Origin of the sequence: Paenibacillus sp. ov031, from assembly GCF_900143165.1 — a bacterium.
Taxonomy (GTDB): domain Bacteria; phylum Bacillota; class Bacilli; order Paenibacillales; family Paenibacillaceae; genus Paenibacillus; species Paenibacillus marchantiae.
Genome location: NZ_FRDO01000001.1, coordinates 409,733 through 433,339, shown reverse-complemented (window position 1 = coordinate 433,339; position 23,607 = coordinate 409,733). Strand labels below are relative to the sequence as shown.

At 47.1% G+C, this 23,607-nt stretch carries 25 protein-coding genes; 2 read left to right on the top strand and 23 right to left on the bottom strand.

All coding sequences use genetic code 11. The features are described from left to right. Positions 1 to 51 precede the first annotated feature (51 nt). On the top strand, positions 52 to 417 hold the full coding sequence (locus BUA17_RS01920) for a hypothetical protein (protein WP_139295599.1): 366 nt from the start codon (positions 52 to 54) through the stop codon (positions 415 to 417). A 143-nt stretch (positions 418 to 560) separates the two neighbouring features. On the opposite strand, the gene BUA17_RS01915 is transcribed toward BUA17_RS01920, so the two are convergent. Both BUA17_RS01915 and BUA17_RS01910 read right to left on the bottom strand, forming a co-directional pair. Next, positions 561 to 896, bottom strand: coding sequence for a four-helix bundle copper-binding protein (locus BUA17_RS01915; protein ID WP_072732428.1), 336 nt, complete (start codon positions 894 to 896; stop codon positions 561 to 563). Between the two features lie 67 nt (positions 897 to 963). After that, on the bottom strand, positions 964 to 2,109 hold the full coding sequence (locus BUA17_RS01910; RefSeq protein WP_072732427.1) for a CobW family GTP-binding protein: 1,146 nt from the start codon (positions 2,107 to 2,109) through the stop codon (positions 964 to 966). A 166-nt stretch (positions 2,110 to 2,275) separates the two neighbouring features. On the opposite strand from BUA17_RS01910, the gene BUA17_RS01905 reads away from it, so the two are divergent. Further along, complete coding sequence (locus BUA17_RS01905) at positions 2,276 to 2,797, top strand: MogA/MoaB family molybdenum cofactor biosynthesis protein (RefSeq protein ID WP_099853702.1); 522 nt, start codon at positions 2,276 to 2,278, stop codon at positions 2,795 to 2,797. Between the two features lie 41 nt (positions 2,798 to 2,838). Here BUA17_RS01905 and BUA17_RS01900 read toward each other — a convergent pair whose 3' ends face one another. The 21 genes from BUA17_RS01900 to BUA17_RS01805 all read right to left on the bottom strand — a co-directional run bounded on the left by BUA17_RS01900 (position 2,839) and on the right by BUA17_RS01805 (position 23,597). Next, a complete protein-coding gene (locus BUA17_RS01900; protein ID WP_063566347.1) occupies positions 2,839 to 3,393 on the bottom strand; it encodes a hypothetical protein in 555 nt (184 codons plus the stop codon). A 74-nt stretch (positions 3,394 to 3,467) separates the two neighbouring features. Continuing rightward, on the bottom strand, positions 3,468 to 4,487 hold the full coding sequence (locus BUA17_RS01895; RefSeq protein WP_072732425.1) for an oxidoreductase: 1,020 nt from the start codon (positions 4,485 to 4,487) through the stop codon (positions 3,468 to 3,470). 101 nt (positions 4,488 to 4,588) lie between these two features. After that, a complete protein-coding gene (locus BUA17_RS01890) occupies positions 4,589 to 5,236 on the bottom strand; it encodes a hypothetical protein (RefSeq protein ID WP_072732424.1) in 648 nt (215 codons plus the stop codon). A gap of 306 nt (positions 5,237 to 5,542) precedes the next feature. After that, the gene (locus tag BUA17_RS01885) at positions 5,543 to 6,997 is read right to left on the bottom strand and encodes a nicotinate phosphoribosyltransferase (protein WP_063566350.1); all 1,455 of its coding nucleotides are present in this window, start codon (positions 6,995 to 6,997) and stop codon (positions 5,543 to 5,545) included. A 206-nt stretch (positions 6,998 to 7,203) separates the two neighbouring features. Continuing rightward, on the bottom strand, positions 7,204 to 7,773 hold the full coding sequence (locus BUA17_RS01880) for a cysteine hydrolase family protein (protein ID WP_072732423.1): 570 nt from the start codon (positions 7,771 to 7,773) through the stop codon (positions 7,204 to 7,206). A 64-nt stretch (positions 7,774 to 7,837) separates the two neighbouring features. After that, positions 7,838 to 8,641: an NUDIX hydrolase gene (locus BUA17_RS01875; protein ID WP_062326181.1), complete on the bottom strand. Its 804-nt coding sequence runs from the start codon at positions 8,639 to 8,641 to the stop codon at positions 7,838 to 7,840. A gap of 58 nt (positions 8,642 to 8,699) precedes the next feature. Then, positions 8,700 to 9,125: a PaaI family thioesterase gene (locus BUA17_RS01870; RefSeq protein ID WP_072732422.1), complete on the bottom strand. Its 426-nt coding sequence runs from the start codon at positions 9,123 to 9,125 to the stop codon at positions 8,700 to 8,702. 245 nt (positions 9,126 to 9,370) lie between these two features. Beyond that, complete coding sequence (locus BUA17_RS01865) at positions 9,371 to 9,820, bottom strand: YlbF/YmcA family competence regulator (protein WP_063566354.1); 450 nt, start codon at positions 9,818 to 9,820, stop codon at positions 9,371 to 9,373. Positions 9,821 to 10,088: 268 nt separating this feature from the next. Then, positions 10,089 to 11,645 carry a tRNA (N6-isopentenyl adenosine(37)-C2)-methylthiotransferase MiaB gene (miaB, locus tag BUA17_RS01860; RefSeq protein ID WP_072732421.1) on the bottom strand — a complete coding sequence of 519 codons (1,557 nt, stop codon included), beginning with the start codon at positions 11,643 to 11,645 and terminating at the stop codon, positions 10,089 to 10,091. Between the two features lie 308 nt (positions 11,646 to 11,953). Beyond that, positions 11,954 to 12,526 (bottom strand): phosphate propanoyltransferase, encoded by a 573-nt coding sequence (locus tag BUA17_RS01855; RefSeq protein ID WP_072732420.1) that lies wholly within the window; start codon positions 12,524 to 12,526, stop codon positions 11,954 to 11,956. A gap of 233 nt (positions 12,527 to 12,759) precedes the next feature. Next, positions 12,760 to 13,725, bottom strand: a complete 966-nt coding sequence (locus BUA17_RS01850; protein ID WP_072732419.1) for a dipeptidase — start codon at positions 13,723 to 13,725, stop codon at positions 12,760 to 12,762. Between the two features lie 92 nt (positions 13,726 to 13,817). Continuing rightward, positions 13,818 to 14,078: a stage V sporulation protein S gene (locus tag BUA17_RS01845; protein ID WP_019005392.1), complete on the bottom strand. Its 261-nt coding sequence runs from the start codon at positions 14,076 to 14,078 to the stop codon at positions 13,818 to 13,820. 117 nt (positions 14,079 to 14,195) lie between these two features. After that, positions 14,196 to 14,990, bottom strand: a complete 795-nt coding sequence (locus BUA17_RS01840) for a TIGR00282 family metallophosphoesterase (protein ID WP_024630289.1) — start codon at positions 14,988 to 14,990, stop codon at positions 14,196 to 14,198. Between the two features lie 160 nt (positions 14,991 to 15,150). Beyond that, the gene (gene rny, locus BUA17_RS01835; protein ID WP_062326115.1) at positions 15,151 to 16,692 is read right to left on the bottom strand and encodes a ribonuclease Y; all 1,542 of its coding nucleotides are present in this window, start codon (positions 16,690 to 16,692) and stop codon (positions 15,151 to 15,153) included. A 310-nt stretch (positions 16,693 to 17,002) separates the two neighbouring features. After that, a complete protein-coding gene (locus BUA17_RS01830) occupies positions 17,003 to 17,740 on the bottom strand; it encodes a regulatory protein RecX (RefSeq protein ID WP_072732418.1) in 738 nt (245 codons plus the stop codon). 354 nt (positions 17,741 to 18,094) lie between these two features. Further along, positions 18,095 to 19,159, bottom strand: coding sequence for a recombinase RecA (recA, locus tag BUA17_RS01825; protein WP_053783851.1), 1,065 nt, complete (start codon positions 19,157 to 19,159; stop codon positions 18,095 to 18,097). A 239-nt stretch (positions 19,160 to 19,398) separates the two neighbouring features. Then, positions 19,399 to 20,655 (bottom strand): competence/damage-inducible protein A, encoded by a 1,257-nt coding sequence (locus tag BUA17_RS01820; protein ID WP_063566358.1) that lies wholly within the window; start codon positions 20,653 to 20,655, stop codon positions 19,399 to 19,401. Positions 20,656 to 20,762: 107 nt separating this feature from the next. After that, positions 20,763 to 21,350 carry a CDP-diacylglycerol--glycerol-3-phosphate 3-phosphatidyltransferase gene (pgsA, locus tag BUA17_RS01815; protein WP_063566359.1) on the bottom strand — a complete coding sequence of 196 codons (588 nt, stop codon included), beginning with the start codon at positions 21,348 to 21,350 and terminating at the stop codon, positions 20,763 to 20,765. 323 nt (positions 21,351 to 21,673) lie between these two features. Continuing rightward, on the bottom strand, positions 21,674 to 22,165 hold the full coding sequence (locus BUA17_RS01810) for a YajQ family cyclic di-GMP-binding protein (protein WP_017689115.1): 492 nt from the start codon (positions 22,163 to 22,165) through the stop codon (positions 21,674 to 21,676). Between the two features lie 153 nt (positions 22,166 to 22,318). Further along, on the bottom strand, positions 22,319 to 22,489 hold the full coding sequence (locus tag BUA17_RS31055; RefSeq protein WP_157258470.1) for a hypothetical protein: 171 nt from the start codon (positions 22,487 to 22,489) through the stop codon (positions 22,319 to 22,321). A 67-nt stretch (positions 22,490 to 22,556) separates the two neighbouring features. Continuing rightward, on the bottom strand, positions 22,557 to 23,597 hold the full coding sequence (locus BUA17_RS01805) for a helix-turn-helix domain-containing protein (protein ID WP_063566360.1): 1,041 nt from the start codon (positions 23,595 to 23,597) through the stop codon (positions 22,557 to 22,559). Positions 23,598 to 23,607 lie beyond the last annotated feature (10 nt).

The following is a 23,607-nucleotide window of genomic DNA, read 5'->3' as shown; positions in this document are numbered from 1 at the left end:
GAGCTGATCTTCACAGTTCCCGCGGTACCACTCTAGGTGAGCCTGCAGCAAATGTACATCTTAGTACATTCACAACGTGCTCCGCTCGTTGCGATTAACGGTCGCCTGCCGGATTGCCCTCTAGTCCATGCTCTGCACCCTCTCAAGGATGCAAACATGCCTTCGGACAACCATCTCACGGGTGCGCTTCACTCAGGTCATGTCATACCGGCTTCCACCTGCCCCGGCTCGCTGTTATGCATGGATTCTGGCTACTCTCCCGATCACGGATATTCATCGTTTCAATTCATTGCCATCATTATACAGATCAAGCTCTGCTTTGGCAACCTGTTACATGCATTCCCCAATGGAGAGCCTGCTGGCGATAGAGGTTCACCCCATCTGGTGGAGAAGAACGTTACTATGCTGTATCCATAAAAAATCCCCTCCAGCAGACAACGTTGAAGTACATCTTATCGGATGTCTTATTACGTTGTCTTCTGTGAGGGGATTAGCCCGGCATCTTTGCAAATTATCCAGGCTTTTTATTTTCAATCAAATTAAATTCAATCGAGTTATATTTACGCTACTGCGGCCATCATGCGGCAAGCCTCTGCACATTTGCGGCAAGCTTCTGCGCAAGCCTGGCAATGATCATGTTGATGTTTGCCACACTCAGCAGCACAAGCTTCACATGCTTTCACACACAGTTCGCAAATTTCGGCGATGAAATCACTTCCGCGTGTCATGGATTGAGCAGCAAAATTGCAGATCTCTGCACATTCCCGATTCAAACGAATGCAATCACGCAGCATTGCCAGATCATATTCCTTGAGACTCGATATGTAACATACATTGCAAGCATTCATACACTCCAGGCAAGCATCGATACATTGTTGATATTGTTGTTGTGTCATTTAAAGTTACCTCCCAGACTAAGTTTGCTATGCTTCTTAATACCCCGTCTGGAGGAACCTTGAATCATTAAACCTGATTTGCCGCCTCTAATTCCAGCAATTGGTTGCGAATAACCGACTGATCGAAATGCTCACCTATAAACACAGCGACGTTAGGCACATCCCCTTGAGGTGTGATCTTCATATAATCCGATTCCCGGTAAGCATATTGGAACCAGAACCGGCTGGACGTATCGCTAAAAGATAAAATCCCTTTTGCCCGGTACACGTCGCGTGGTAACTCAGCTATCAAGCGCTCAAAAGCCTCACTGTTCACCGGCTGGGTGAAATAGTGTGTATATACCATGACATGTTCATGCGAAGCATGGGGATGGGCATGATTATGACTATGGTTGTGGTCATGAGGAGGTTCATGGTCATTCCCCTGAGAATGTTGATGTTCTTCGTGATCATGATCCACATGCTCATGATGTTCATGTCCATCATCGTGGTTGCACCCATGCTCTGCGCAAGCCTCGGAATGCACGTGATGTTCCTTCTCCGCGTTTTTACTAGTTTCCTCAACAGGTTGATAGGCATGCACATTGTCTCCACTGCGGAGCAGCACATCCATATCAACTTCACACTTCACCGTAGGCAGTACCGGAGCAAAACCGTTCCAGCGGGCCAACAGGTCCCGCAGATCTGCCAACTGCTGCTGATTCACCCGGTCCGTTTTATTCAGGAGAAGTACAGACGCACAGCGAATCTGCTCCTGCATCAGCTTGAAGGTTTGTCCCTTCTGCTCCTGGTACAGCCCTGACAGATGCGCGGCATCTACTACAGTAATCAGGCTTCTCAGTTCCAGTCGCATATAGAGGGATGTTTCCGTTACTGCATCCAGAATCTCCATCGGGTTGGCTGCTCCTGTTGCTTCGATGATAATGACATCAGGCGATTCCTCCTGCACAAGATCAGCAAGTTGCAGCCCCAAGTCACCGCGCACGGTACAGCAAATGCATCCTCCCAACATTTCCGTCATGGGCACGGAAGCATCAACAATCTGACCATCCAGATTCACTTCACCCAGTTCATTCATGACAACGGCGGGCCGGAGACCTTGTTGCTGCCAATGTTCAATCAGTTGAACAAGCAGTGTCGTTTTGCCACTGCCCAAGAAGCCTGACAATATATATACTGGTATGGATGATTCATTTGTTTTTAATTCACTCATCGTTGTTCACCTCTCAATTTATCCAATGGTACTGGTCTATCTCTATCCTAGCGAGTGTACACTATCCTGCAATCTTTGCGCAATCCTGGCCTTCTATTTGCAAGTCCATTGCCTCATTCTACTGAATGGTCTATGCTATGAGAACATGTTGATTGGAGGAGGATGTATTATGACCAATTCAGTGGAACAACATCGTCAGGAAGCCCCTGACACGGTATCCTGTATGATTGTAACCGTTTCAGATACCCGTACCAAGGACACTGATACAAGCGGACAACTTATGCATAAGCTGCTGACCGATTCAGGCTACCAGATCGTCGAATATATCATTACACCGGATGAAACTGAAACCATTCGAAGCATCCTGCAGGATGCAGCCGTTCGTGACGATATCGAAGCCGTGCTGCTCAGCGGTGGGACCGGAATTGCACCCCGAGATACAACATACGAGGCAGTGTCTTCACTACTCGATAAGGAGCTGCCGGGGTTTGGAGAAATCTTCCGCTTCCTCAGCTATACCGAGGATATCGGTTCTGCTGCCATTCTTAGCCGGGCAGTAGCCGGTACGATTGGGCGTACAGCCGTATTCTCCATGCCAGGCTCCAAGGGAGCTGTCAAACTGGCAATGGAAAAACTCATTTTGCCTGAACTGAGGCATGTCATGCGTGAAATATATAAACCCGTCTGAATAATCAGACGGGTTTATCAGATTTATTTTAGTGGAGTCGATTACTTCAGTTGCTCAAGCACATGCTGGAATATCTGCATGACGTCTTCTTCATAATCGTCCTTTTCTCCACCTGAAGCCGTATAGACCAGTGACACGTAGTCTTTGCTGCGAATCGTTGTTTTGCCAAGTACATTTTCCATCACAGCCTCATCGCCATCATTACCGTACATTTCGTTCATCCGGGCTACTCTTGTAGGGGCATCACTGAAAATATGGACCTTTACAATATGTCTTCCACTTCCATTCAGCAGGTACATATAAGAGATTCCGTCCTCACCATCATCAGCGGACATATTATTCATTAACTTTATGCCTTTTGCAGCAAAAGCTTCATCCAGCTCCTGAATTAATGGACCATTTAACCCGTGACCCTGACTCTTTGCCCGAACATTTCCTTCATCTGTCGCTTGTCGGGTATATATTTTCCGTTCCTGCTCCACATTCGATGCTGAACACGCTACTACCGATATTGTACATAGCACCACGACCATACTGACCAAGACAGACTTCACACGTCCAGATCTATAGTGCAATCCTTTTCTGTTAACACGCATACTCATCCTTCCTTTCCCGCCACATGCACGGTGACGCTCTCAGGTAGAGTTAGCATGTCTAGGAGAAAAGGATCTTATTCGGCAGGCGTATCGGACATCGTATTAACTACCGTACGACCTACAGCACCGCCCTTGAGGATCGTTTCGAGTGTCTGAGGCAGTTGTACCCATGAGATTTCCTGAATCCCTAGCTCCAGCGCCCGATCCGGCTTCCATTCTCCGCCAAGCAGCTTCCATATCCGTTCCCGCCGTTCCATCGGGCAATAGACTGAATCAATCCCAATCAATTGAATCCCCCGCAAAATAAACGGAAATACGGTGGACTCGAACGTAGCCCCTCCGGTTAAGCCTGATACGGCGACAGCGCCTCCGTATTGAATCTGTTTCAGACGTTCGGCCAGTGCAGGACCTGCTGCAGGATCAATAACACCTGCCCAGAGCTGTTTGCCCATTGCTCCCTTGGCTGGCGCGTCCGCTTCTTCGCGTGAAATGACATGTGAGGCACCCAGATTCCGAAGCAGCTGCTCCTGTTGATCTTTTTTGCCTGTACTTGCTGTCACTTCAAATCCCAGCTTCGCCAGAATAGCTACTGCCATACTCCCTACTCCTCCGGTTGCTCCGGTCACAAGAATATTGCCCATCTCCGGAGTCACTCCAGCCCGCAACAAAGCATCTACCGAAAGTGCCGCAGTGAACCCTGCCGTTCCAATTGCCATCGCTTCCTTCTCACTGAGTCCATGCGGCAGAGGAACAAGCCATTCGCTGCGCAGACGCGCATATTGACTGTACCCTCCAAAATGAGAAACGCCCGGTTCGAAGCCTGTGCTGATCACCCGATCCCCCGGTGCAAACCGGCCGCTCACGGATTCCTCTACAATCCCTGCAAGATCGATCCCCGGTACGATCGGATATTCGCGAACCACACCGCCCTTTTCAGTTGTGGCGAGACCATCTTTAAAATTGACGCTTGAGTATTGAACCTGTAGGGTTACGTCACCATTAGGCAAGTCCTCTTTCGTCAGCTGCTCCATAGCAGCCTTCACGCCACCCTGTTCTTCTTTACGCACGACATAGGCAGGAAAAGTATTCTTCATTCGTTATCCTCTCCTCAGTTATAAATTTACTTATTTTTCTATTCATATCATGAATTGTTCGCATTCAATTTAAACAAGTATAAGGGCGACATCCGTCGAACTCAATCTCTCCGGCTGGTCATCAAATAAATGAGCGGACCTATCAATGGGATCACCCCTGCAACTGCCCACCCGCGAGAACGACGATTGTCAAAAGCATCCCTGAACAATGCGATCACGGAAAGCAAAGTTAGGATGACGAAATCAATTGTCATAATATGTACAAAGGAAGACTCCCTGAACGCTTCCATGTATACATCAGGATTGCCTTGAGTCACTGCATAGAAGCCTGTGCCCAATGTAAGCAGCAGCAGAACCACATGGGTCAGCTTATGAGCTGCCACACGTCCAATACCCGATTCACGCTGACTACCAAAGGAGAGGCGTTCGTATCCCGAACCTCTGTGTGTTTGCGAGGACCACGCAAAATAAGGCAGCAGCGCAAAGGCTCCCAAACCAAAAGACAGCAACACAAAAGGCCACGCCGGTACACGAGATCCTCTCGCTTCCCCTGACCTCCTTAACAGCAGGCAAGCGAAAATAGCCGGATAAATCCCAAGCCACGAAAATACCGTTAGTAGCCAGGGTTCTTTGCTTTGCAGTGTGACCAGCTCTTTAAACACAGGGTCACTCCCAAGAGGCTGCCCAGGTACCCAAATCCAGGCGTACGCAATGAAAGCCAGCCAGGTCAGTGCCAAAATCCATTTCATGGTTGCACCTCCTCTTTCATTCATCCCCGGCAGATACACAGTTGAAACAGCCACAGAAACGGATCCTGTCGAAAGGCAAGCTCGGAAAGATGCAGTATTTGACGTCTCCTGCGCTTTCCCGAGAAATAATGGCTTCATTTCCCTGTAAACCTGCGTCCGTTGAAGGTATAGTATACCGCAGTTCATGGACTGTCTGTCCATGATGTTTCACACACCATCCATTCGTCATGCGAGATTAACAGGAAAGAGGAAACCAAAAAGGCATAACCCGGCCTACTTCCTTCCGGTTATGCCCCTTTATTTGATTTATTCTTCGGTAGATTGCACGTGTTCAGCAATGAGCTTCTGCTTCATATTCCACGCCGCAGGGCTGATATTTACGCGGTAAATCTCAGGATTGAGTTTACGCAGATATTCCGGCCAGAAGAGATCCATCTGCTCGCGGTGATAACTGCGAATCTCATCCAGGGTAGGCAGTTCATACACTTTTCGCCCATTCACAAAGATCGGTTCCAGCATATTTACTGCTTCGTAGCGGGTTACCGTCTTTTTTAGATAAGGGTGTAGCGGGTTGAACAGCTTGAGCGGCCCGCCCTGTAGCGGCTGCTCTTCTCCTGGATAGCAGATATAATCTGCAATCGCCTTGCCATGTTTCGGATCAATGATCCGGAAGACTTCTTTTTTACCTGGTGTGGAGACTTTTTCGGGATTGGCCGAAATTTTGATCGTGGGCAGCATGGCACCATCCACTTCACGCTCCACCAATTTGTACACGCCACCCAAAGAAGGTTGGTCGGAAGCGGTAATTAGCTGTGTGCCCACTCCCCATGTATCGATGCGAGCTCCTTGCGCCTTAAGGTTGAAAATTGTATTTTCATCCAAATCGTTGGAAGCTACAATCTTGACGTAATCCAGTCCGGCATCGTCCAGCATCTGCCGAGCTTGAATGGATAGATACGCAAGGTCCCCGCTATCCAGACGAATAGCGTTCATCTTTTTGCCCTGGCTCTCCAGCTTCTTGGCAGTCTTGATTGCATGAGGAACACCACTGTTCAATGTATCAAAAGTATCCACCAGCAGTGTCACTTGATCTGGCAGCACTTTGGCATAGACGTCAAACGCCTCCTGCTCACTCATAAAACTCTGCACCCAGGAATGGGCATGTGTCCCTGCTGTCGGAATTCCAAAGCGCTCTCCAGCCAGCATATTAGACGTTGCATGGAATCCTGCCACATACGAGGCACGCGCCCCCCAAATGGCCGCATCCGCTTCCTGGGCACGTCGTGTTCCGAATTCGAGCAACGTGTCCTGACTTGCCACCTGTTTGATCCGGGAAGCCTTCGTTGCAATTAACGTCTGATAATTCATGAAGTTAAGTATCGCCGTCTCCACCAGTTGTGTCTCCATAATGGAGCCTTCTACCCGAATGAGCGGTTCATCAGGGAAAACGAGCGCCCCTTCCTTCATGGAATGAATCGTCCCCTGAAATGAAAACTGGAGCAACTCTTCCAGAAAGACCGGATCGTAATTTTCCTCTTGTTTGGATAAATATTTGATGTCCTCCATCGTAAACCGAAGCTGGCTGATATAATTCACAATGCGTTCCAATCCGGCAAATACGGCATATCCGTTGCCAAAAGGAAGCTTGCGGAAATAGGCTTCAAACACCGCTTTCCGTTTGTGAGTTCCATTCACCCAGTGGGCGTACATCATATTGATTTGATATTTATCCGTATGTAAAGCCAGGCTAGTCGTCTGCATTTGTCTCATCCTCTCTGACTTCCGCTTGTGTCGGCAGGTCTAGCGTTGCAGACACGGGTCAACATGTGGAGACTCATTGCTCATGATTCATGATTCTGGTTACGTACCATTGCATAAGTCTCCGGTTTATTCCTATTCACCATATTCCCCAGCAACATAACACTTGTTCAACCAACAGAATATGATGGATATGATCACAGGTTCAGTTACAGGTTCAAGCCTGCGAGAACGTTATCGCTCGCTTTGACCACCTGGGCCCCAAGACTGGAACGAAAATGTCCAAGCGCCCAATCATGTCCCGTTTGATTGAAGCTCGCCACGGCGTCTTCATATACCGTTATGTGAAAACCTTTATTATAAGCATCCACTGCCGTGTGCAGTACGCAAATATCCGTACATACACCGATCAGTGCAATGTCTGTTATTCCACGTTCACGCAGGCGCAGCTCCAGATCTGTACCGCAGAATGCGCTGTATCTTGTTTTATCCATCCATCGAATCTGAGATTCCCGTTCTTCCATAACCTGGGCTAGACGACCATAAAGCTGTCTTCCCTCCGTACCCCTGATGTTATGGGGAGGAAAAAGAGCAGTTTCCGGATGGTAAGGATCATTCTCTTCATGCAAGTCCACGGCCATAACAACCTCATGCTTGTTATTGCAATAAGCCTCCGTTATTGCTGCAATCGTCTCCTCAATCTCCACAGCAGGCTGGCCTACAGGCAACGAACCTGTCACAAAATCACGTGTAAAATCGATTACAATCAGTGCTTTCATCGTCCACACTCCCTTTTTGAGAATAGGTTGATCCTGATTCAATCCATCATGATTCGCTTGCGAATTAAGTATAGATGGAAAGACGAGGTACAAGCTCCGTAAAACGGTATAGCTGGGCCGGACGCTGTGAATATTGATTGGAGCTTAGCAGGTTGCCCTCCTCATCCCGAACCTCTTCCACAATGCCTTTGCGGCTGCGTGTAGAAGTGATCTTCCGAATGAAATTCGGTTCTTCAAAGTCAGGTACAACACTCTGAATCACTTGGTATAACTCGCTTAGTGTAAAATCACGAGGCAGGAACTGTCGTGCAATCGTCGTTTCCAGCATTTGCTGTTGAATACGCCGGTACGCATCTTCTATAATCGTCCGGTGATCAAAGGCAAGCTCGAGCTCTTGCAAAGCTTCCTGAATCGTAAATAATCCAACATCCTCAGCATCATCTGCAGCCTGACGGTGTTCCAACATCCATTCCTCTACCAGTGCAAAAAACGCATGTGAGATAATCCATCCTCTGGGGTCACGCCCAGGCTGACTATATACATTCAAATACTCCAGATGTCCGCCGTCCACACCTGTCTCTTCCATCAACTCGCGCTTTGCAGCACCATAGATGGATTCATTTTCCTGACAAAATCCACCGGGCAACGCCCATCTTCCCGCAAAAGGCCAACCTTTGCGTTTGATCAGCATGACCTTCAACTCCCGGATGGGAAGTGTCTTGGTTACCGTCTTACGCTCCCGCTTGGTCAAGGTGAACATGACGATATCCGCGGGAACACCATCGGGTGTACGATATTTCTTGGAACTATAGGCACGTGCTGCCTGTTCATCGCTTTCAGCATTGAATTGTTCGTAGTTTTCGCTCATGGGCACCACCGACTATTCTCATTTTGATATTTTCATTATGACATAATAATATCTTTTGTCAACCTTGGGATTCCGTGTTTTGCGCTTTTACTCGCGCTATACGGAATGTAGCTGTTGCCATACACCCCAACGTGCCAGATGCATCCCGGACCTCAGATTGTGCCGTTACACTACGCCCCGCTTGATGCAGGATCGTTGATGTCACGACTAATTCCCCTTGTTTCATAGGTGCCAAGAAATGAACATTCAGATTGGTGGTCACACAACTGTCTACTGCCATTGCGGCTGTAGCTACCATGCCCATCGCCTGATCCATCAGGGACGTCAGCACTCCACCATGAATAATCCCCATGGAGTTGGTGTGATGTTCGCCCGCTGTCAGTGCGATCTGTACTTCTTCTCCGTCACCTTTAATAAACCGACAACCGAGAAAGCCCCAAAATCTTCCATTTCCTTCTGCAACCATTTTGTCCAAAATACCCATATTGATTTCCCCTTTAGTGCACTTTAAGTATAAAGCCCATGATGTATGTTGTTGATGATTTTACCAGCATTGGTTCTTTTCGTAGTTGATCTAAAGTGCTTCGTTATTATATTAAGCCTGCTCTTACGGAACAGGTCTTATCCAGTGAAGTTGTCTTGATCAGGCCACCACACAAAATAACCCCACCACGTGGAGTCTGAGATGATCAAAAAAGGCGCGGACTGCGTCCGCACCCTTCCGTTCACTTACCCGCAGCTGGTCGGAGGTGAATCCGTACCTGCCTCCACGTTCACTTTCTCGGAGACGGTATCCCGAATTACAGAAATAACAAGCTGAAGCAAATAATTGATATCGCTTTGACTTTGCTGGAATTCCGTAACGAGTGGAATGCCGTCCAACTCTGCCTGCAGATCCTCAATTTCCTGTTCAATTTTGCTGACCATGTCTGCATTTTTGAAGCTTTCAAAAGCAACGATTTCCTTTTGTTTCTTCTTAATCGTTGCAATCAATTGTTGGATGCGCTCATGATCGCGAATTTTGGACTCAGCCTGTTGGAACTGTTTAACTTCCTCGCTCGTTCCAAGCATATCAGCCAATTCTTTGGCTTTTCCCATAATGTCGTCGCGTATAACCAGATCGCGCGTATCGTAGGTAGGCATTCCATAAGGGTTGTACTGCACTTCTTCCTGCGCCACTCGAAATCGCTCCATTCTATGAGATGATATAAGATGAAATACTCGATGTTGCACTAAGCTTAGTTAACTGCTTGAGTGACCGCTGCGGTTACGGATCGTTCTTTCGATCGCTGTTGTCTCCAAATTTTTCTGATTGTAATAGTCTGTGGATAAAATTTGGAGACAAAGGCGAACGCTTCGCTTCTACAGAATCGATTCCGTCACCTTCGCTACGCTGGACCGTAACCCGCCAAGTGCAAAAAGACATTCATCTTATTAGGTTTGTGTATTACTGATTGGCGGCTACTGGCTCTGAGAGCAGGTTGCCCCGAATATAGAAAGTCATTGGATCGGTGATTTCTACATGTACAAAAGTACCGATCAATTCTTTAGGTCCTTCAAAGTGCACCAGCTTGTTGCTGCGTGTACGTCCTGCCAGAACATTGGAATTCCGTTTGCTCTCACCTTCGACCAGCACTTCAACAACCTTGCCGCGCTGCTTTTCATTGCTGCTATGGCTGTATGCGTTGATCGTCTCGTTCAAGCGTTTCAAACGTTCCTTCTTCACGTCCATCGGCACGTTATCCTCCATCACCGCAGCAGGTGTACCTTCACGCGGAGAGTAGATGAATGTGTAGGCAAAATCGTAGCCAACTTCCTTGACCAGTGACAGCGTATCTTCGAACTGCTCTTCCGTCTCCCCCGGGAAACCAACGATAATATCAGTGGTTAACACGACATCTGGAATTGCAGTTTTAATTTTGTCAGCAAGCTTCAGGTAGTGTTCCCGACTGTACTTGCGGCTCATACGTTTCAGCACTTCCGTGCTACCAGACTGCACAGGCAGATGGATATGTTCCACCAGGTTCCCGCCCTTCGCAAGCACCTCAATCAGATGATCATCGAAGTCACGTGGATGACTGGTTGTAAACCGAACCCGTGGAATATCGATTTTGCGGATATCATCCATCAGGTCACCGAAGCTATACTTCAGATCCGTGAAGTCTTTGCCATAAGCATTAACGTTCTGGCCGAGCAGCGTGATTTCCTTGAAGCCTTGTCTTGCCAGTTCACGAACTTCGGCAATAACATCTTCTGGACGTCGACTGCGCTCTTTCCCCCGTGTGAACGGGACGATGCAATATGTACAGAACTTGTCGCAACCATACATAATGTTCACCCAGCCGCGCATGCCCTCACGTTTTTTCGGTAGGTTCTCAATGATGTCGCCTTCCTTGGACCATACCTCAACAACCATTTCTTTACTGAACAGCGCTTCTTGAATCAGGTGTGGCAGCCGATGTACGTTGTGTGTACCAAAAATCATATCCACAAAACCATGCTTCTGCATGATCCGGTTCACGACGCCTTCTTCCTGCGACATACAGCCACACACACCCAGTAACAAACCTGGACGTTCGGTTTTCAGGGTTTTCAGATGGCCCAGCTCACCAAACACTTTATCTTCCGCATTTTCTCGAATCGCACATGTGTTTAACAGAATGATATCTGCCTCTTTGCGATCCTCGGTAGCCTGATAGCCCATCGATTCAAGCAATCCTTTGATGGTCTCCGAATCATGTTCGTTCATCTGGCATCCATACGTATATACGATATAGTGTTTGCCTTCCCCCACGTTTTTCAGTTCATCGGGTACGGCTGTTTCGTAAAGCACCTGAACGTCTTCCTTGCCCCGTTGTTTCTCCTGACGATGATTAGGTTCGGATTTGATGTTAATCTCCCGGCCCCGGATTCTTATCTTTTTGCTGAATTCATCTTGCGAAATTACTTTGGCATCGGAGAAATCAAAATATTGGGAGTAATCCTTTTTTGAGTCTTTAGCCATTTCCTTCGGTCACTCCTTACAGCCTCTATTAATAAAAAATCGTTATTTCATCTTGTTTCACGTGATTTGCACGCTTTATACATCAAAAGAGCATTACAGCAAATTATAACATGAATTGGGCTGTAGTTCCACATCCAAAGCCGCTACCCCTTCGCCTATCCCGAAATCTGCGCAGGTCTGCTAAACAGCCCGAAAATACACAAAAACCTGAGCTATCCTCAGGTCGAATGTAGCGACGCTGTGGATTTACTCAGGTTTATACGTTCATTCAAACCGCCAAGATCACGGCTGAAGATTGTTCCATGTGATTAGTCGATGATTTCAGCAGTATCGCCGTTACGAGCGCCAGCTGCATTAGCTTCATCCGTATCAATATGCATGTCCAGTGCAAAGGAATCCGATACACGAGCCAGTACATTTTCCAGTACCAGACCACGATCTCCACCCAGACGAACTTTCAGCAATTGTTTGTCCTCAATGCCCCATTTAGCAGCATCAGAAGTATGGAAGTGGATGTGACGAGCAGCAACGATAACACCTTTATCGATCGTAACTTCGCCAGCAGGTCCTTTAATCGTAATACCTGAAGTACCTTCGATGCTTCCGGATTCACGAACAGGTGCCTTAACACCAATAGCGAAAGAATCTGTCATCGAGATTTCCAGTTGTGTTTCCGGACGAACAGGTCCAAGGATACGCACTTTATCAAACTGTCCTTTCGAACCAATAACCGCTACTGTTTCGTTAGCAGCATATTGTCCTGGTTGGGACAGAGGTTTAAACTCGGTCAATTCGTAGCCTTTACCAAACAAAATTTCAACGTGCTCTTGAGATACATGAATGTGACGGGCAGATACGCCCACAGGTACTGTTTTGCTCATTGTGAATTTCACTCCTTGTTTATCTATGGCCTGTAGCCAGGCTCTTAACAATCCTATGGTATTATACCCCTTTTTGAAGTGAAATGAAAACGAACTGCTGAAAATTCATGAAATACACTTATTTTGCAATCATTAATCCCCTGCATTTGGTAAATCCATCTGAACATGGACGGATACTCCTTCCAGCTCGTTTTCTTCAGCGACCATCGGTATCATGATTTACCATGTTCCACCTACAAATTTTCCCTTGGCAAGTTTTCTCCTAAATAACTCATCGCATTGCCCCACATCCAACCGTGAACGAGTGATTCGTCGTAGTGCTTGAGCAGCGTATTTATCAACTTCGGATACTGCCCGGTATGTTCAAGGTCATGGATATACGTAGCAATTCCGTCAAAATCAGACCCCATCATCAGATGATGCTCCCCACCCAGAGAACATATCTGCTCAATATGAGGCAATAGATCTTCAATACATACTTCGCCTTCCTGCTTCACAAACCACGGTACAAACGTCAGCCCAATACGCCCTTCCCGGGCAATAATGGCCCGTATCTGATCATCCTTCAGATTACGCACATGCGGGCATATGGCATAACTGTTGGAATGCGAAGCGATAAAAGGACGTTCACTAAGGTCAGCAAGCTCCCAGAAGCCTTTCTCGGTCAGATGTGATACATCCAGCAGCATGCCGATTTGGTTACACAGTTGAACCAGCTCTCTGCCCTTCTCCGTAAGTCCCGCCCCACGTTTCTCCAATACACCATCAGCTGCCCAATTGGCATAGTTCCAGGTAAGGCCAACGATCCGCACACCCATTTGATAACATAACTCCAGATAAAAGAGATTGCCCTCCAGTCCATCGACACCTTCAAGTGTAAGAAGTCCCCATGGTCTGTCCGTCTGCCCGATCTGCGTAAGCTGTTCTCGCCATAACAATGTATTTGTACCTTCAGCTCGTTCTTTGGTTATCTCCACTCGCTTGCGGTAGGTGTCCAACTGGCCCATCACATGTTCAAACTTTCCTCTGCCAAGCACTTCGGGCAAATATATTGCAAAGGCCTGTAAACCAATGTTACCTTCTCTCATACGTTCCAGATTCACATCCAGCTGTGAAGCATTTTCAAATGAATGGCTAGGGTTCATCAGCATTTTACTCAAAGCATCACAATGAAAATCGGCTACTCGGCAGTTGTGCATCACAATCTCTCCTTCTAAACGGTTATGTCATGGAATAAAACGCAAAAAAACCTGTCTACTTCGTAAACAGGTTCAATGCATAAACGCATGTATTATCTGGGCTCCACAATCAGCTTAATGGCCGTTCGGTCCTCGCCGTCGATCACAATGTCTGTAAAAGCTGGAATACAAATCAAGTCAACTCCGCTTGGTGCTACAAATCCCCGGGCTATCGCTACCGCTTTAATGGCTTGGTTCAGTGCTCCCGCTCCAATTGCCTGCAGTTCAGCATTTCCACGTTCACGAAGAACACCTGCAAGAGCGCCGGCTACGGAATTGGGATTGGACTTTGCTGAAACTTTTAATACTTCCATGGTAAGTACCTCCCTGGGAATGTTGAATGTTTGTTTCCACTTACTAGATGTTATTCGCGGGAGGCAAAAAAATTCCTTCTTTTTAGACGGGTTTCCCTGCAAATTGGGACAATACCCCTATTCCATACGCCACTCGTCCTCCATCAGACGAATTTTCTCAATGCGTGTTGCAGCACCTGTGGCTTCATCGATCTCCACAAATACACCGTGGAAATGCCATTTGCCATCATCCACAACAAATCGTACCGGAAGCTGAGTGTAGAACTTGCGAAGCACCGCTTCACGCTCCATGCCCAATATGCCGTCACGCGGCCCTACCATACCCGCATCGGTTAAATAAGCTGTTCCTCCTGGCAAAATACGATCATCGTTGCTCTGCACATGTGTATGTGTACCTACGACCAGCGACGCACGTCCATCCAGATGCCAGCCCATAGCAATCTTCTCAGACGTTGCTTCAGCATGCATATCGACCAGAATGCATTTGTGGTCTTGACGCAGTTCATCCACAATTTCATCGGCAACGCGGAATGGACAATCCAGAGCAGGCAGGAATGTCCGGCCTTGCAGGTTGACAATCGCCAGCTCCTTGCCTTCTCCTTTGACTACGGTGTATCCTCTGCCTGGTGTTCCCGGCGGGAAGTTCGCAGGACGAATCATACGTGGCTCATCATCTATAAAATCAAATATGTCCTTATTGTCCCAGGTATGGTTACCAAGGGTGATACCATGCACACCCCAGTTAAAAAATTCATTCGCAATTGCGCCGGTAATGCCCCGGCCTGCCGCTGCATTTTCACCATTTACTATGACTACATGTGGCTTATACTTCGTTTTGAGGTAGGGAAGGTTTTCCTTCAATGCCTTACGCCCCACGTTCCCCACAATATCACCAATAAACAAAACTTTCATTTTACTGCCTCCTTAATCCCTACCAAGCGCAGCCTACTTCAAAGCATCCGAAACTTCGCAGGACCTCTATCTCTTGCTCACCATTTTTTTATTAAACGCCTTTTAACAAGCTATCAAAAGGAAAAGTGGCCCACTACTGCGGCCACTTTTCCGTAATGCTCTATTTTGCGTATTCAACCGCACGGGTTTCCCGGATGACGGTGACTTTGATGTGACCCGGATAATCAAGTTCGTTCTCGATCATCTTCGTGATGTCACGCGCGAGGCGGAAGGCTTCAGCATCGTCGATTTTCTCAGGCTGTACCATAACGCGAACTTCGCGTCCGGCCTGGATGGCATACGATTTCTCGACACCTTCGAACGATTCCGAAATCTCTTCCAGTTTCTCCAGTCGTTTGATATACGTTTCCAGCGTTTCGCGGCGTGCGCCTGGTCTTGCTGCGGAGAGCGCATCTGCTGCGCCAACCAACATGGCAATAACCGAAGTCGCTTCGCAATCCCCGTGATGGGACGCGATACTGTTGATTACAACCGGATGTTCTTTGTATTTCTTCGCTAGTTCCACGCCGATTTCGACGTGTGATCCTTCCACTTCGTGATCCAGCGCTTTACCGATGTCATGCAATAGACCTGCACGTCTTGCTAAGGTTACGTCTTCTCCGAGTTCGCCAGCCATCAATCCAGCCAGATAAGCGACTTCCATCGAATGTTTTAAGACGTTTTGACCGTAGCTTGTACGGAACTTCAACCGGCCCAGAATTTTAATCAAGTCCGGATGCAGACCATGCACGCCCACTTCAAAGGTAGCTTGCTCACCGTATTCACGGATACGCTCATCCACTTCTTTGCGGGATTTCTCCACCATCTCTTCAATCCGTGCCGGGTGAATACGTCCATCAGCCACCAGTTTTTCGAGGGCAGTACGGGCGATTTCACGGCGAATCGGGTCAAAGCCCGACAGAATAACAGCTTCTGGCGTATCATCGATAATGAGGTCAATCCCTGTAAGGGTTTCAAGCGCACGGATGTTACGTCCTTCACGACCGATAATCCGGCCTTTCATTTCTTCATTTGGCAAAGTAACAACGGATACCGTTGTCTCCGCTACGTGATCAGCCGCACAACGTTGGATGGCGAGTGTAATAATCTCGCGGGACTTTTTGTCCGCTTCTTCCTTCGCTTGCTGTTCAATGTCCTTGATCATTTGAGCCGTCTCATGACGAACTTCCTGTTCTACGTTGGACAGTATGATACTGCGTGCGTCTTCCATAGTGAGGTTGGATATGCGCTCCAGCTCCGTCACCTGGTTTTTGTAGATCATCTCGATCTGCTGCTGTGTCTCATCAATTCGTTTCTCTTTGTTAGCCACTTGCTCTTCTTTACGTTCGAGTGATTCCAATTTTTTATCCAGCGACTCTTCTTTTTGCAACAATCGTCTTTCTTGTCGTTGAATTTCGTTCCGACGTTCACGAGTGTCTTTTTCAGCTTCGGCGCGAATGCGATGGATTTCGTCCTTCGCTTCCAGCACCGTTTCTTTCTTCAGTGCCTCTGCCTCTTTCTTCGCGTTCTCCACGATTTGCACGGCAGCTTGTTCCGCACTGGAGATTTTAGCCTCTGCAAGAGATTTGCGAATAAAATACCCTACTCCGAACCCAATAACGAGCGCGGCCACAACGAGAACGATCGTGATTACGATGTCCATACTGTTCACCTCCTCGTTGGTTCCTCCAAGGCACTCCTTGGGTCAATTTGTTGTTTTCAAGCCTTACATATTTTTGGGAATAACGAATACTCACGGCGATCCCCCGCCGATTTTCATTTCAAGTGTACATGTCTCCACGCACTATCCGCCGTCTCCGACGAACCCATAATCATGAATGGTATAAATCTTAAAAAACAGAAACCGCTTTTTTGGAAGGAAAAAGGGTTGTCCATTTCTTACAGACTCATGTCCATTTTAGTATTTGACGAAAGAAATTGTCAAGAGAATGCAGTATAGTGAGTCCAGTCTGCTAATCCCATAACAACGCTTCGTCTTCTTCGGGGTCTTGAGCCTCGTCTTCTTCAATTAAACAATTCACGACCCGACGCACCATATCCATGGAAAAACCTCGTCGCATCAAGAAGGGAAGCGTTTTACGTTTCTTCTCCTGGATGTCTCCTTTGACCTGATTCCATTTTTTGCGTCCGGCGGTTAGAGCCGTCTCAAATTCCGCATCTGTACTTACACCTTCCAGCGCTTCAGCAATCAGATCATTGGCAATGCCCTTCTGACGCAGCTCTTGCCTTATCCACAGTTTTCCCTTCCGCTGGCCCTCCATACGCTGACGAGTCCATTCCTTCGCAAACAGTTCGTCATCGACCAAATTCTCCCGCTCAAGCCGATCCAGGGCCTCTTCAATCAACGGTGCAGCAAACTCTTTCTGACGAAGCTTCTGACTTAATTCGTGGCGTGTCCGAGGTTTATGCTCCAGATATCGCAAAGACTGCACATACGTCCGCTGTCGCTCGTCAGCTACGATGATATCTTCCAAGTCTTTTTTCAGAAACGTATTTCCCCGGGTCATCCGATATTTAATCATTACATCTTCAAGCACCGTAATTGAATATAAACCAAAGGTAATTCGGTAACGAGCTTCCCTGCTCTTCGTTCGTTCAACTCGTGTAATGGTAAGTTCTTCGTTATCCGGGAATTGGGAGATTCCCTCCAGCTCGGCTTCTTCATATAAATCATCTTCATGTTGATCCATTTCGGTCTCCCCTTCCATGTCATTTTGTGTGTCTGAACTGCACGGCCTAACTGACAAGTACATAGCAAAATAAAAGACTTCCTCGAATACATCTCCGACGGAGATAACACAGCTACACTGAATACGTTTAGCGTAACTTCACAGAGACATCAGACGCTAATACAAAAGGCCGGAAACAATATCCGGCCTCTCCCTAATAGTAAACGTGCCAACAGCCTCTGCCCATTCGGACAGAGGCTGTTGGACAGCGCGAGCGCACACACCATACCCCAAGCTAGATCGAGCAAGCTCAATCAGACAAGCTTTGGGAGTTCAGAGGGCAAGGCCCTCTAGGGCCCTTCCTACAAGGGAGGGTTACTCGTTAATTTCAAATAGTTCTTGTTCTTCTGCTGCTTCTTTTTGTTGCTCTTCGCTAGTTGGCGCAGGAACTGCAGTAGTCAAGTTACTGGCTACACGAATTTTTTGTTCAATGATTTCAGCAATATCTTTATGCTCTTTCATGAACTGCTTCGCGTTCTCACGGCCTTGTCCTAAACGCTCGCCTTCGTATGAGTACCATGCACCACTTTTATTGACGATGTCCAGCTCAGTACCAATGTCAATGATACTGCCTTCTCTCGAAATACCCTCACCGTACATGATATCCACTTCCGCTTGTTTAAACGGAGGTGCTACTTTGTTTTTCACCACTTTAATACGCGTACGGTTACCAATCATGTCATTTCCTGATTTGATACTCTCAATACGGCGTACATCCAGACGTACCGTGGAATAAAATTTCAGGGCACGACCACCAGGTGTTGTTTCTGGGTTACCAAACATAACCCCGACTTTTTCACGAAGTTGGTTGATAAAGATCGCGATCGTTTTGGATTTACTGATTGCACCAGACAGTTTACGCAGTGCCTGAGACATCAGACGCGCTTGCAAACCGACATGGGAATCACCCATTTCGCCTTCGATTTCTGCTTTCGGTACCAATGCAGCCACAGAGTCAATAACGACAATGTCCACAGCACCACTACGTACAAGAGCTTCTGCAATTTCAAGCCCTTGCTCACCCGTATCTGGCTGAGACAGAAGCAATTCGTCAATGTTAACACCCAGTTTGCTGGCGTATTGTGGGTCAAGAGCATGCTCGGCATCGATAAATGCAGCTTGTCCACCCACTCTTTGTACTTCAGCGATAGCATGCAATGCTACGGTTGTTTTACCAGAAGATTCAGGTCCATATATTTCAACAATACGGCCTTTAGGCAAGCCGCCTGTTCCTAATGCAATATCCAAAGCCAAGGAACCGCTGGGTATAATTTCCACATTCATGTGAGTCGACTCACCCAGTTTCATGATGGATCCTTTACCAAATTGCTTCTCTATTTGACGGAGCGCCATATCAAGCGCGGCACGACGGTCTGACAATAAGCTCACACCCTTTACTGTTTATAAGATAATGATACCTTGTTTTAACACGTTTGCCAAGCTTTTTTTCGAACATACATTCGTTTTTTTTGTAAAGGCCGAGGCGCCTCTTCCTCAAGGAAACTTTCCATTAAACAGAAAAAAGAACCGTAAACAAGGCTGTAAAGCCTGATTTTACGGTTCTTCCGTCTTCCTTTATTATACTTGCTTGCCTTGGCAAATGCAATCCGAGCTCTTAACTAGTCCATCTCCACAAGCTTGCGCCACAAACGGTAAAGAATCGCTTTCGCTGAACGAATCCGAACCGTCTCCCGATTGCCATTAATGCGCAGTTCATGAATTTCTGTCTCTTTACCACGCTCTGCCAGAGCGATGAAGACAAGACCTGGCGGTTTGCGTTCGGAATAACCAGGTCCCGCTACACCTGTCACTGACAGACCGAAGTCGGCATCCCCAATCATTCGAATCTGCTCTGCCAGCACTTTGGCCACTTCCGGACTCACTGCGCCCGGTGCATCTTCACCTTCCAGATAGGAATGCGGCACATGGAGCAGCTTCTCTTTAATTTCATTGGAGTAACATACAATTCCGCCCTTAAGCATCGACGCACTGCCAGGAACTGATGTCAGACTTTGCATGACGAGCCCTCCTGTGCAGCTCTCAGCCGCGCTAAGAGTCAGACCCATATCAGACATCATCGTTACAATTGTGTACTCTATAGGCACATCCTCGTTCGCGTAGAGATGCTCTGGCAATCGTTCCCGAATCTGAACTTCCATTGCATCCAGCTTCAGCTTTGCCTCATTCTCACTTGGAGCCTTTGTAGATACACGTACCGTAACTTCTCCCTCACTTGCATAAGGAGCAATGGTAGGATCTGTCTGTGTATCAATCAGATCAAGGAGTCGGTCTTCCAATGCCGATTCGCCAATTCCTGCAAACTTCAGCATTTTCGAGTAGATCGGCATTTCTTCTGTCAGTACATGCTGGAACAACCAAGGCTTAACTTCCTGTTCAAACATAGGAATTAGCTCTTTCGGTGGTCCAGGCATCACTACATAATGCTTGCCATTGTCAGAAATCGCATTTCCTGCGGCAAGGCCTGTTTCGTTCGCCAGCGGTGTCCCGCCTTCTATAACGATTGCCTGACGACGATTGTTTTCGGTCATGTCTACATTACGATCTCGGAAGAAGCTCTCGATTTTGTCCATGGCCATTCGATCTATATGCAGCTTGCGGTTCAAGACCGCCGCGATCGCATCCTTGGTCAGGTCATCCTGTGTAGGACCGATGCCCCCAGAAAATAAAATGACGTCTGCACGACCCTGAGCGATGCGAATAGCGTCACTAAGTCGATTTAGATTATCACCAACCACCGTTTGGAAATATACATCAATCCCGATTGCAGCCAATTCACGGGATAGATATCGAGCATTGGTATTCACAATTTGTCCAAGCAACAATTCTGTGCCAACTGCAATGATTTCTGCCTTCATTCAGCATCCTCCTGTACACGTGGTGAGTGATCAAAGGGCAATAGGATAATTTCCTATTGCCCTTCGTACAAATGATTTCTTCATACTTACCCATTTAACCTCAAACGTTACGCTTTCGATAAATGAAGCAAATTTTTGTTTTTGATAAAGTAATCAATGCCTGACCAAATCGTAATAATCGCTGCAGCCCAAACGGCAATAACGTCCATGTGAATACCCGTGAATGAGAACGGGAAATTATTCAACAACAGCAGTACAATCGCCACAATTTGCACGACGGTTTTCAGTTTGCCCCAGGCACTTGCCGCAACAACCGAACCATCCAATAACGCAATCTGACGCAAGCCGGTAACCGCAAACTCACGACTAATAATGACCACAGCAATCCAGGAATCCAACTTGCCCATTTCCACAAGAGAAATTAGCACCGCAGTAACCAACAACTTGTCAGCCAGCGGATCAAGCAATTTCCCCAGGTTGGTGACCATATTATTTTTCCGCGCCAGATAGCCGTCAATTCCATCCGTGCTTGCTGCAATGATAAAAATGACAGCAGCAATCAACTGATTATACGGGAGCGATAAGCTTCCCAATTGCAACGGCTCTGGATAGAACGGAAAATCTACGAGCAGGAACACCATCAAAAAAGGGATTAAGCAAATTCGTGCAAGCGTAATCCGGTTGGGTAAATTCACAAGACGCCCTCCCTCTTATCCTCCATTACTCCAAACATTCATCTTAATCCCGTATTCATCATCCGGAACATGAAATTTACAGTTTCACTGTCAATCAGCACTAAAAGTGCTCTCACTATGTAAAAACGCAAAAAATAAAGTCAACCGTTCAAACGCAAAACCGTTTTAAACGTTCCGGTGACTTTCAGAAGATGTACTGCTTTTCACAAAGTCAGCAAACGATGATGACTGGGCTTTGATGCTTATCTGCCAGCAATGCACACTTAGTATAATATACGCCAATTGCAGTGTCAAAAAACACGTCTAGCTACAAAAAGGAGATATTATTTGAAATTTGTATATTGCAGGTCCAGAGGCAAATTGGCACCGTTCAATAACTGCATAACTGCCTGCAAATCATTCTTACTTTTACCTGTTACCCGGAGCTGATCTCCCTGAATCTGACTCTTCACTTTCATCTTGGAGTCACGAATCAGAATATTAATTTTTTTAGCGATATCCTGATCAATCCCCTGCTTGAAATTCAAACGCTGGCGGACTGTACCTGAAGAAGCTGGTTCTACTTTTGCATAATCAATGTTTTTTAAAGGTAAACCCCGCTTAGCCATCTTGGATTGCAGTACATCGATAACAGCCTTGAGTTTGGTCTCATCATCAGATACGATCGTTAACGCATCCTTATCCAGTTTCAGACTGCTCTTGCTGCCCTTGAAGTCATAACGCGTGCCAATTTCTTTTTCCGTTTGTGTAACGGCATTTGTCAATTCCTGCAAGTCCATTTTGGACACGATATCAAATGAATTTTCTGAACTCAAACCAGTCACCCTTTCAGTTAATCATATGTTCTGTAACATTATAGAGGATACGCCAAGCAAAAGTCTAATTTTATGAGGTTTTTCAAAATAAAAAAGCATTTTTGGCTGCCACTTGAGGTGGTTGCCAAAAATGCTTACCGTGCGGCTGCCATTCTAATAACGGCTGCGATTAGGCTGTCTGAACATGTCAAGCACACCCAGAAGTACATGTGCAAGTCCAAAACCCAAAATACCGTAACCCCAAGCAGTTGGGGTCAAGTAATAACCCAGGAGGCTGACAATGATCCCCAAACCTGTTACGATCCAGCTGACTGTCACAGCCATCCACCTCACTTCACCAAAAGTTGACTGCAAGTTAAGACAAGGTTAGTGTCTCCCGCAGAAACTTTGGTTATTCGCCGTTAGTGCCGGTGCTTCCTTCGGTAGTGCTTCCTGTTTCATTCGTCGTAGTGCCTTCAGTACCTGCGGAGGACGTATCCTCACCAAGTCTTAACCGAATGCGGTTTGTCGCTTTCCCGTCTGTCACAACCTGCCCTGCAACCTCAATTGTGGTCGCTGCAGCGTAACCGGACTTAATGTACATTCCTGCACTGTCCAATTCAAAAGTATAACTGTCTCCTTCAGCGGTGTTGCCGTACTCTAACTTTTCTCCACTAGAGTTCTCGCCCTTGTATACTTCCAGCCAACTATGCCCCGTTGCTTTAATTGTAACGGTCACAGGCTGCCCTGCACTGCCGTTTACTTTGAAGTTCGTAATATTGCCTGATTTTCCGTCTTCAGCAACAGATACAGAAGCTGGCGGATTATCCGTTGGGTTCTCTTCATTTTCACCCGTCGTTTGCCCATCCGTCTGTCCGTCAGTCTGCCCCTCTGCTGTTCCGCCACCGTTACCGCCTGCTTCGCCTTCATTCGTTTCTCCGCTACCTGATTCATTCGCTGGAGGATTAGAAGCTTGGCCATTATCTGTAGGCTCATCCGGTTTATCTTGAGGTTGCTGCTGGCTGTCTGTGATCTTCGTCTGATCCAGCCCTTGTGTATCCGAATCATCCCTGTTCATCACTACATACACGTACAACAACACAAGAATTAATACCGGAAAAGTCCACATCAGCGCAACAGACATCCAGCGGTTACTGCGCTCTACCGGGCGGCTTGAACGCTTTTGAATAACCGGCTCCATGGTTGCTTCCGTTTCTTCTGCAGGTACATCTTTCTTATGTCCCTCCAGCAGCTCATCAGGATTTAGTCCCACCGTTTCCGCATAGGTTTTGATAAATGCACGCACATAGAAGCTACCAGGCAGCACTTTGTAGTCTCCTGCCTCTATTGCCTCCAAATACCTCTTGCGAATTTTAGTCATTTCCTGTACATCGTCAAGACTCATCCCTTTTTGCAGCCGGGCCTCTCTTAACTGCTGACCCAGTTCAGACATGCCATCTCCT